The sequence below is a fragment of the Mesorhizobium sp. M4B.F.Ca.ET.089.01.1.1 genome (genome assembly GCF_004022605.1).
Taxonomy (GTDB): domain Bacteria; phylum Pseudomonadota; class Alphaproteobacteria; order Rhizobiales; family Rhizobiaceae; genus Mesorhizobium; species Mesorhizobium abyssinicae.
In genome coordinates, this window is sequence record NZ_RZOS01000285.1 from 1 (window position 1) to 7,468 (window position 7,468).

The following is a 7,468-nucleotide window of genomic DNA, read 5'->3' on the forward strand; positions in this document are numbered from 1 at the left end:
GAGCACGTACCTGCGCTTCATCGGCGGTCTCGTCGGTAGCGGATAGGCGCCCTTGGTGCCGCGCCAGTGCGCGGCGGCAAATCCGAGCAGGATCAGCGCGAAACCCTGATGGGTCAGCGCCATGTGCAGCGGCACCTGCATCAACAGCGTGCCGATGCCGATCGAGGCCTGCACCAGGACAATCAGAAACAGCAGCGTGGCGCGGCGCGCATGGGTGGTGCCCGGCAGGCGCCGGCGCGTCGCGATCATGTGCCAGAGCGCTACCGCGAAGACCGTGTAGGCGCCGATGCGGTGGACGAACTGCACCGTCTTCGGGTTCTCGAAGAAGTTGCGCCAGGCGGGCTCGAGCAGGAGCAGATCGCCGGGGATCACCCTGCCGTCCATCAGCGGCCAGGTGTTGTAGCTCAGACCAGCATCGAGCCCGGCGACCAGCCCGCCGAGATAGATCTGCACCAGCGCCAGCAGCACGATGACGCCGGCAAGCCGCTGCGTCGAGCGATCGGCGGCGGGCTCGGAATGCGGCGCCAGCCCCCGCGCCACTACCATAGTCGCGGTGAAGATCAGCGCCGCCAGCGTGAGATGCGTGGCTAACCGGTATTGGCTGACCGAGACGCGGTCGACCAGGCCGGACGCGACCATCCACCAGCCGATGGCGCCCTGCAGGCCGCCGAGCAGCAGGATGCCGACGAGCTTCAGCCCCAGACCGCGCTCGATACGCCGCGTCGCCCAGAAGAACAGCAGCGGCAGGGCAAAGACCACGCCGACGCTGCGCGCCAGGATGCGGTGCACCCACTCCCACCAGAAGATCGACTTGAACGCCGCGATGCTCATGCCCTTGTTGAGCTCGGCATATTGCGGGATCTGCTGGTAGCGCTGGAACTCCTCCTGCCACTCGGCGTCGTTGAGCGGCGGGATGACACCGTGGATCGGCTGCCATTCGGTGATCGACAAGCCGGATTCGGTAAGCCTGGTGGCGCCGCCGACCAGCACCAGGGCGAACAGCACGAGAAGCACGAAATATAGCCAGCCGCGCACCTGCGCCCGGTTGCGCAGGTCGCGATCGCGGGCGGCATAGGGTGCGGCAGCAGTGATGGCGGCCATGGTTGTGTTCCGGCAATTGAGGTCGCGGGATTGGTGGACCAAGGCAGCCCCGGTGGCAAGGCCGGGCAGCGCGGCACGCCGTCGCGCCGCCAATGACAGGTTGCGTGCAGCTTGCGATCGGCCTAAGCGATAGCCGTCAAAGAGATCGCGACATGCCCATTCGCCTCAAAAAGCTGATCGGAACCGTGCTGCTGGTTGCGCTGGTCGTCATCTACGCGCTGGTGGCGTCGATCGTGGCGGTTGCCCAACTGTCGGAATCGAGTCCGCTGGTGCATCTCCTGTTCTTCCTGTTGAGCGGCCTGCTGTGGGTGCTGCCGGCGATGGGCATCATCAAGTGGCTGATCATCGAACCGCGGCCCAAAGGCTGAAGTCCGGCGCCTGCAAAGGGCGCAAACGGGAATGTGATGTGATTGCGCGCGCCGAACACATCTCGCTACTTCCACAAGTGTTGATGCTCCGGGCCGGCCATCCGCGACGGTGACATGAAGTTGACCGCGGCGCCGGCACCGGCGCATGAAGTCCAGCGTTCCTTGCGACTCCCAGGACCAGGATCATCGCGCCGCTCCACCTTCCCGCTTGACGCACACATATCTCAATGGTTATACGTCAATCAATAGCCACCGGGTTATCGATCCCATGACGAATGCCCACGACGCGCTGTTCAGGACACTTGCCGATCCGACCCGGCGCGCCATCTTCGAACGACTGTGCCAAAAGGGAGAGCAGACCGTGGGCGCCCTTACGGCCCAGTCCGGGGTGTCGCAGCCAGCCGTGTCGAAGCATCTCGGCGTCCTGAGGCAGGCAGGGCTGGTGCGCGACCGCCATGAGGGACGGCAGACCCACTATAGCGCGCAGCTAGGCGCGCTTGCTCCCCTGATGGATTGGACACGCCAGATGGCCGGCTTCTGGGAGAGCCGGTTCGACGACCTCGAGGATCTGCTCAAAAGAATGGACCAATGATCAATACTGCAACCGAAACCCGCTCCGTCGTCGTCGAGCGGGAGATACCTTATCCGCCGGAAAAGATCTGGCGCGCGCTGACGCAACCGCATCTGATCGAGGAGTGGCTGATGAAGAACAACTTCAAGCCGGTCGTGGACCATCGTTTCAGTGTCAGCGCGGACTGGGGCGGCGTCGACTGCCAGGTCCAAACGGTCGAGCCCAACAAGACGCTGTCCTACAGTTGGGACACCAAGGATCTCGAGAGCGTCGTCACCTGGACGCTCACCCCCACGAGCACGGGAACCCATTTACGCATGGAGCAGACCGGCTTCCGGCCGGATCAGCAACCCTACTACCGGGGCGCCACCGTCGGCTGGCCGAGGTACCTTGCAGCCCTGGAGCAGGTGCTGGCGCGGATGGACTGAAGTCTACCGGCAGTTCAAGTCAAGCCCACGTTCACCACGCGCTATGCCGCGCACGATGCCAATGGAGGAAACAGAATGAAGATCAAGCTGACCAAAGTGTATGTGGACGACCAGGAAAAGGCCCTCGCCTTCTACACCGACGTTCTCGGCTTCACCAAGAAGGCCGATTTCAGCAACGGGCCGTTTCGCTGGCTGACCGTCGCCTCGTCCGACGAGCCGGAGGGCACCGAGCTGCAGCTGGCGCTGAACGACAATCCCGCGGCCAAGTCCTACCAGCAGGCCATGTTCAAGCAGGGCCAGCCCGCCGTCATGTTCTTCACCGACGATATCGAGAGCGACCACGAGCGCCTCAAGGCACGAGGCGCCGCCTTCGCCATGGCGCCGACCACGGTCACCGGCTCGACCATTGCGCAAGTGAACGACAGCTGCGGCAACCTGGTCCAGATCACCCAGCTGGCGCGCTGGTAGCGCGGGCTTTTCCGCTCATTTCTCAGAGGAGGTCGTATTGAACTTTAGCCAGTGGATTCGGCAAATTCACCGTTGGCTGTCGATCGTCTTTACGGTGACCGTCATCGCCAACTTCGTCGCCATGGCATTGGGGGAGCCGCCCGCCTGGGTGGTATACTCGCCGCTCTTGCCGCTCTTCCTGCTGCTGTTTTCCGGCCTCTATATGTTCGTGCTGCCCTACACCGGCAAGTCGCGTAGCGAGCAGCGCGTGGGCGGATAGGGACGGATGGCGAAGACGCGCGGACAATCGAACGCCAAGCGGGCCGGCACAGAGCCGGTCCTGCTTTCAGGCGGCAACCCGCAGATCGCCAAGGGCTATGGCGACGCCCCGGTGCAGGCCTATATTGCCGCCATGCCGGGCTGGAAGCGCGATGTCGGCCGCCGTCTCGACGCGCTCATCGCGCGCGCCATCCCCGGCGTCGAGAAGGCGGTCAAATGGAACTCGCCGCTTTACGGGGTCGAGGGCCAAGGTTGGTTCCTCGGCGTTCATTGCTTCACGAAATACGTCAAGGTCGCCTTCTTCCGCGGCACGTCGCTCAACCCGCTGCCTCCAGGCGAGTCCAGGACCAAGGAAACGCGCTACCTCGACATTCGCGAGGACGATCAGGTCGATGAAGCCCAGTTCGCCGAATGGGTGAAGCAGGCCAGCCGATTGCCCGGCGAACGGATGTGACCGGACGACGGCTACATGGCGCAACAACAACACGAAGGGAGTGACAGCCAACCATGAACAATAGCGCATCGCCGGAAAGCAAGTCTCCTTCGCAGCTGATAGACGCCAGGATCGAGGAGTTGGGCGACTGGAGGGGCCGGATGCTCAGCCAGCTCCGCGGCCTGATCAGGGAGGCCGATCCCGACGTCGTCGAGGAGTGGAAATGGAGAGGCGTTCCCGTTTGGGAGGACGCCGGCATGATCTGCACGGGCGAGACCTACAAGGCCGTGGTCAAGCTGACCTTCGCCAAGGGGGCCGCCCTGGAGGACCCCTCCGGTCTCTTCAACTCCAGCCTGGAGGGCAACACCAGGCGCGCCATCGATTTCCACGAGGGCGATGCGATAAACGCGGAGGCTCTGAAGGCGCTGGTTCGCGCGGCTGTGAGCCTGAACAAGTCCAAGGCCAGAAAATAGTCCGCGCGATCGACCGGCGGCGGCCAAGGTCTGTTGAGATTCAGGTCAGGCCGAGTCGAAAAGGTGATTTCCGAGAACCGGAGCGGAGCGTACTTAAAGTACGTGAGCACCGGAAGCGCAGGAAAGCGGCGTTTGCAGGCTGACCTGAATATCGACAGACCTAGATCGTCACCACCATTTTGCCGGCATTGGCGAGCGGCGTCGTCACGCCCGACAGCATGGTGCGGATATGGGCGACGCTCTGGTAGCGGCCATTGACCGAGATGCGCGGCAGGGCATGCAGGAAGCCGGCATGCTCGGCGCGCAGCACGCCGTGGCGCGTCGTCACCGCCGAGATATAGCCGGCATCGCGGGCAAAGCCCACTTCGCGGCAGCCGACTGCGCTGACATAGCCATAGGGATAGGCAAGATGGCGCGGCTCCTGACCGAGCTTCTCCAGCAATATGCGCCGGACATCGCCGATCTCATGCCGCGCGTCGGCCTCCGAAAGCCGTTTCAGGTTGAGATGGTTGACGGTGTGAGCGCCGATCGTCACCAGCCCGTGCCCGGACATGGCCCGGATCTCGTCCCAGCTCATCAGCGTGCTCGGGCGCTTTGTCGCCAGATCGATGCCGTTCACGCGCGCAAATTCGCGCAGCGTCGCGCGCTGGTCTTCCTCGCGCACCTCCACCGTCAGCCAGCCATGCAGCCGAGCGTTGGCCTGGAGTTTCCTCCCGCGGGTCGAGCAATCGATCGTCACCGCGCCGTCTAGGGTCGGCAGCGTCAGCCGGTCGCGCGCGTTGACGATATCCTCGATCACGTCCCACCAGAGGTCGGCGGCACCGTCGATCAGGCCGGGCGCGACATAGATGGTGATAGGCGCGCCGTGCTTTTCCAGCACCGGCAACGCTTCGGTCATGTTGTCGCGATAGGCGTCGTCGGCGGTGATGGTGGCGAACTGGCCGCCCTTGCCGCCGCGCGCGATGCGTTCGATCGCCTCGTCCAGCGAGACGAAGGCGTAGCCTTCGGCCTTCATGTCGGCGATGAGGGCATCGAGGAAGCCGGGCGCAATGTTCAGGTGACGGTTGACGCCGTTCGGCTTCTCCGGCGTCGCGGTGACCCGGTGCAGCATCAGAATGGCGCCGATGCCGCCGACAAACGGCTTCGCCAGTGGCGCAAGGCCGGTGTAGCGGGCGAGGTTCAGCGCCAGTTTCCGGATTGCCTCGCCCCCGTCGATCATTCCTTCACCTTTTGCGCCTAGGCTCATCCAAGCACGGAACGCGCCCACGCGTACCCCCTGACTGGGACCAATACGCCTTAAGGATTGAGGTATGGTTGACGCTAGCGCGTCATTTGACGGCAATCGGCTGGCCGCGAGCGAGACGTCGCCACGCACCTCGCCGGTCGGTCAGGCTGGCCTGTCGGTTACCGTCGGCGACGTCGCGGCGCTTGCAACTTATGCGGGATTCTGCGGTTCTGCGCTGTTTGCGCCGGCGCAAAGTGACGGCTGGATCCGCAACTGGGCGCGAGCGGTTCATCCCGACATTGTCGTCGCGGCACTCCATATGGAAGACGAGCCGGTGCTTGCGCTGGCCCTTGAAGTCGTTCGTCGTGGACCATTCCGCGTCGCCCGCTTCATGGGCGGCCGCCATGCCAACGGCAATTTCGCCGCTGTCGCACCGGGCTGGCTGCCAATGGCCAACGCCGCGGCGATCCGTTCGATGCTGGCGGGCATCGCCAGGGCGCGGCCCGACATCGACCTGATCTCGCTGGAGCGGCTGCTGCCCGACCTTGACGGCGCCGGCAATCCGCTCGCCGCCCTGCCCCATTTTCCGAGCCCGAATCTATCGCTCGGCGTCGATCTCGACGGCGGCTTCGACGCGTTGCTGGCGCGCGCCAGCGGCAAGCGCAAGCGCAAGAAGCACCGTTCGCAGACGCGCAAATTCGAGGCGGTCGGTGCCTTCCGCCGCATCGAGGCGCGCACGCGCGAGGATGTGGACAGGCTGCTCGATGCCTTCCTCGAAATGAAGGAGGTCCGCTTCCGCAAGATGGGCATCGCCAATGTCTTCGGCGAGCCGGAAGTTCGCGCCTTCTTTCGCGCCTTGTTCAGCGAAGCGCTGACGGAAACAAAACCATCCTTCGTGCTGCACGGGCTTGAGGTCGCCGGCAAGTTGCGCGCCGTCACCGGATCGAGCCTGTCGGGCAAGCGCCTGATCTGCGAGTTCGGGGCGATCGCCGAGGACGATCTCGCCTTCACCAGCCCCGGCGACTTCCTGTTCTTCGACAACATCCAGGAAGCCTGCGAAACGGGCTTCGGCGTCTATGACTTCTCGGTCGGCGACGAGCCCTACAAGCGGCTCTGGTGCGATGTCGAGACGCAGCATTTCGAGGTGATGGCGCCGTTGACGCTGAAAGGCCGCGCGCTGGCGCTGGCGATGCGGCAGGGCGCGCGGACAAAGGCCTTCATCAAGAACAGCCCGCTCATCTGGAAGCTGACCAAGATGCTGCGCCGCAAGGCCGCCGGACAGGCGGCCCCTGCGAGCGAGGACGACAGCTAGCCATATAGAATCGCTGGGATCGTGGAGCTCTGCGCCGGCGGGCGGCCGGAGCAGATCCCTGTCTTATGCCGCCGTGCGCCGTCCCGGGACCGGCGTTCCCGGCGACTCGTGGCCGAGCGGCGTCACCAGGGTAAGCTCGGGATAGCCGTTCTCGATCAGCTTGACCGCGGCCTGTGTCACCTCGTCGTCCGCCTCCAGCATAGAAAGGAAGACTTCTGTCGCCTCGCCCGCCAGCCGGCCGATGCCTTGCGCGTCGGCCGGGCCGCATTCCACGACGACGAGATCGTAGGCGGTGGTCAGCGACTGCATGATGATCGGGAGCCGGTCGGCGGCGCGCATGGCGCGGGCAGGATCAGCGGTGCCGACCGGGATCACGTGGCAGTCCGAGTAGAGATCGGCGTGGATGACGTCGCTGAACTGCGCCTCGGAGGCGAGCAGATCGGTGATCCCCGGAAAAAGCGCGCTGTCCAGCATCGGCCGAGAGGCGGCGCCCGAAGCGGTGAGGTCGAGCAGCAGCACGCGCAGGCCGGCGTCCGACACCTCGCGCGCCACCAGCACGGCGGAAGCGGCGGCCTCGTCGCCTTCCGGCGACACGAATATGGCGCGCGCGGCACCCGAGGCGATCAGCTTCTCCGCCGCCTTCTCGATGTCGATCTCGCCCAGCGCCGAGGGTTTCGGCGCGGCGCTTTCGTCCAGTGCGTCCGCTGCGGTGGCGGCCTCCGGCTGAACCTCTCGATCAGCCAGGCGATCCCTGGCCAGCCCGGCATCGACAGTGCCGGCTCGACGCGGGCAACCGGCATCTCGACCTGCTCGATTCGCCCGAAGCGGGCG

The 7,468-nt window shown here is 65.0% G+C and carries 11 protein-coding genes; 8 read left to right on the forward strand and 3 right to left on the reverse strand.

Going from position 1 to position 7,468, the window contains the following annotated elements; translation table 11 throughout:
• Positions 1–1,101, reverse strand: a 1,101-nt coding sequence (locus EN780_RS22820) for a COX15/CtaA family protein (protein WP_133372679.1), incomplete at its 3' end; no start/stop codon positions are given.
• Between the two features lie 152 nt (positions 1,102–1,253).
• On the opposite strand from EN780_RS22820, the gene EN780_RS22825 reads away from it, so the two are divergent.
• From EN780_RS22825 to EN780_RS22855, 7 genes are all read left to right on the forward strand, one after another.
• Positions 1,254–1,469, forward strand: coding sequence for a DUF2842 domain-containing protein (locus EN780_RS22825; protein WP_126054916.1), 216 nt, complete (start codon positions 1,254–1,256; stop codon positions 1,467–1,469).
• A gap of 268 nt (positions 1,470–1,737) precedes the next feature.
• On the forward strand, positions 1,738–2,061 hold the full coding sequence (locus EN780_RS22830) for a metalloregulator ArsR/SmtB family transcription factor (protein WP_127392207.1): 324 nt from the start codon (positions 1,738–1,740) through the stop codon (positions 2,059–2,061).
• Positions 2,058–2,468, forward strand: a complete 411-nt coding sequence (locus EN780_RS22835) for an SRPBCC domain-containing protein (RefSeq protein WP_127392206.1) — start codon at positions 2,058–2,060, stop codon at positions 2,466–2,468. Before EN780_RS22830 ends, EN780_RS22835 begins: the two co-directional genes overlap by 4 nt.
• Positions 2,469–2,543: 75 nt before the next feature.
• A complete protein-coding gene (locus EN780_RS22840) occupies positions 2,544–2,936 on the forward strand; it encodes a VOC family protein (protein ID WP_127392205.1) in 393 nt (130 codons plus the stop codon).
• A gap of 37 nt (positions 2,937–2,973) precedes the next feature.
• Positions 2,974–3,195, forward strand: a complete 222-nt coding sequence (locus EN780_RS22845; protein WP_127392204.1) for a hypothetical protein — start codon at positions 2,974–2,976, stop codon at positions 3,193–3,195.
• 6 nt (positions 3,196–3,201) lie between these two features.
• Complete coding sequence (locus tag EN780_RS22850) at positions 3,202–3,648, forward strand: DUF1801 domain-containing protein (protein ID WP_128275387.1); 447 nt, start codon at positions 3,202–3,204, stop codon at positions 3,646–3,648.
• A 53-nt stretch (positions 3,649–3,701) separates the two neighbouring features.
• The gene (locus tag EN780_RS22855; RefSeq protein ID WP_128275388.1) at positions 3,702–4,100 is read left to right on the forward strand and encodes a DUF1801 domain-containing protein; all 399 of its coding nucleotides are present in this window, start codon (positions 3,702–3,704) and stop codon (positions 4,098–4,100) included.
• Between the two features lie 160 nt (positions 4,101–4,260).
• Here EN780_RS22855 and EN780_RS22860 read toward each other — a convergent pair whose 3' ends face one another.
• Entirely contained in the window at positions 4,261–5,319 is a 1,059-nt protein-coding gene (locus EN780_RS22860) for a polysaccharide deacetylase family protein (RefSeq protein WP_128275389.1), read from the reverse strand.
• A gap of 91 nt (positions 5,320–5,410) precedes the next feature.
• Here EN780_RS22860 and EN780_RS22865 point away from each other — a divergent pair, with 91 nt between their 5' ends.
• Positions 5,411–6,637 (forward strand): GNAT family N-acetyltransferase, encoded by a 1,227-nt coding sequence (locus tag EN780_RS22865; RefSeq protein WP_128275390.1) that lies wholly within the window; start codon positions 5,411–5,413, stop codon positions 6,635–6,637.
• 63 nt (positions 6,638–6,700) lie between these two features.
• Here EN780_RS22865 and EN780_RS22870 read toward each other — a convergent pair.
• Positions 6,701–7,468 (reverse strand): tyrosine-protein kinase family protein (locus EN780_RS22870; protein WP_245500079.1); only part of this gene is annotated, 768 nt, incomplete at its 5' end.

What these genes read in the sequence shown, in the direction of transcription:
- EN780_RS22850 (WP_128275387.1), top strand. Translation starts at nt 3,202, where the DNA reads ATGGCGAAGACGCGCGGACAATCGAACGCCAAGCGGGCCGGCACAGAG.
- EN780_RS22825 (WP_126054916.1), top strand. Translation starts at nt 1,254, where the DNA reads ATGCCCATTCGCCTCAAAAAGCTGATCGGAACCGTGCTGCTGGTTGCG.
- EN780_RS22830 (WP_127392207.1), top strand. Translation starts at nt 1,738, where the DNA reads ATGACGAATGCCCACGACGCGCTGTTCAGGACACTTGCCGATCCGACC.
- EN780_RS22855 (WP_128275388.1), top strand. Translation starts at nt 3,702, where the DNA reads ATGAACAATAGCGCATCGCCGGAAAGCAAGTCTCCTTCGCAGCTGATA.
- EN780_RS22835 (WP_127392206.1), top strand. Translation starts at nt 2,058, where the DNA reads ATGATCAATACTGCAACCGAAACCCGCTCCGTCGTCGTCGAGCGGGAG.
- EN780_RS22860 (WP_128275389.1), bottom strand. Translation starts at nt 5,319, where the DNA reads ATGATCGACGGGGGCGAGGCAATCCGGAAACTGGCGCTGAACCTCGCC.
- EN780_RS22865 (WP_128275390.1), top strand. Translation starts at nt 5,411, where the DNA reads ATGGTTGACGCTAGCGCGTCATTTGACGGCAATCGGCTGGCCGCGAGC.
- EN780_RS22840 (WP_127392205.1), top strand. Translation starts at nt 2,544, where the DNA reads ATGAAGATCAAGCTGACCAAAGTGTATGTGGACGACCAGGAAAAGGCC.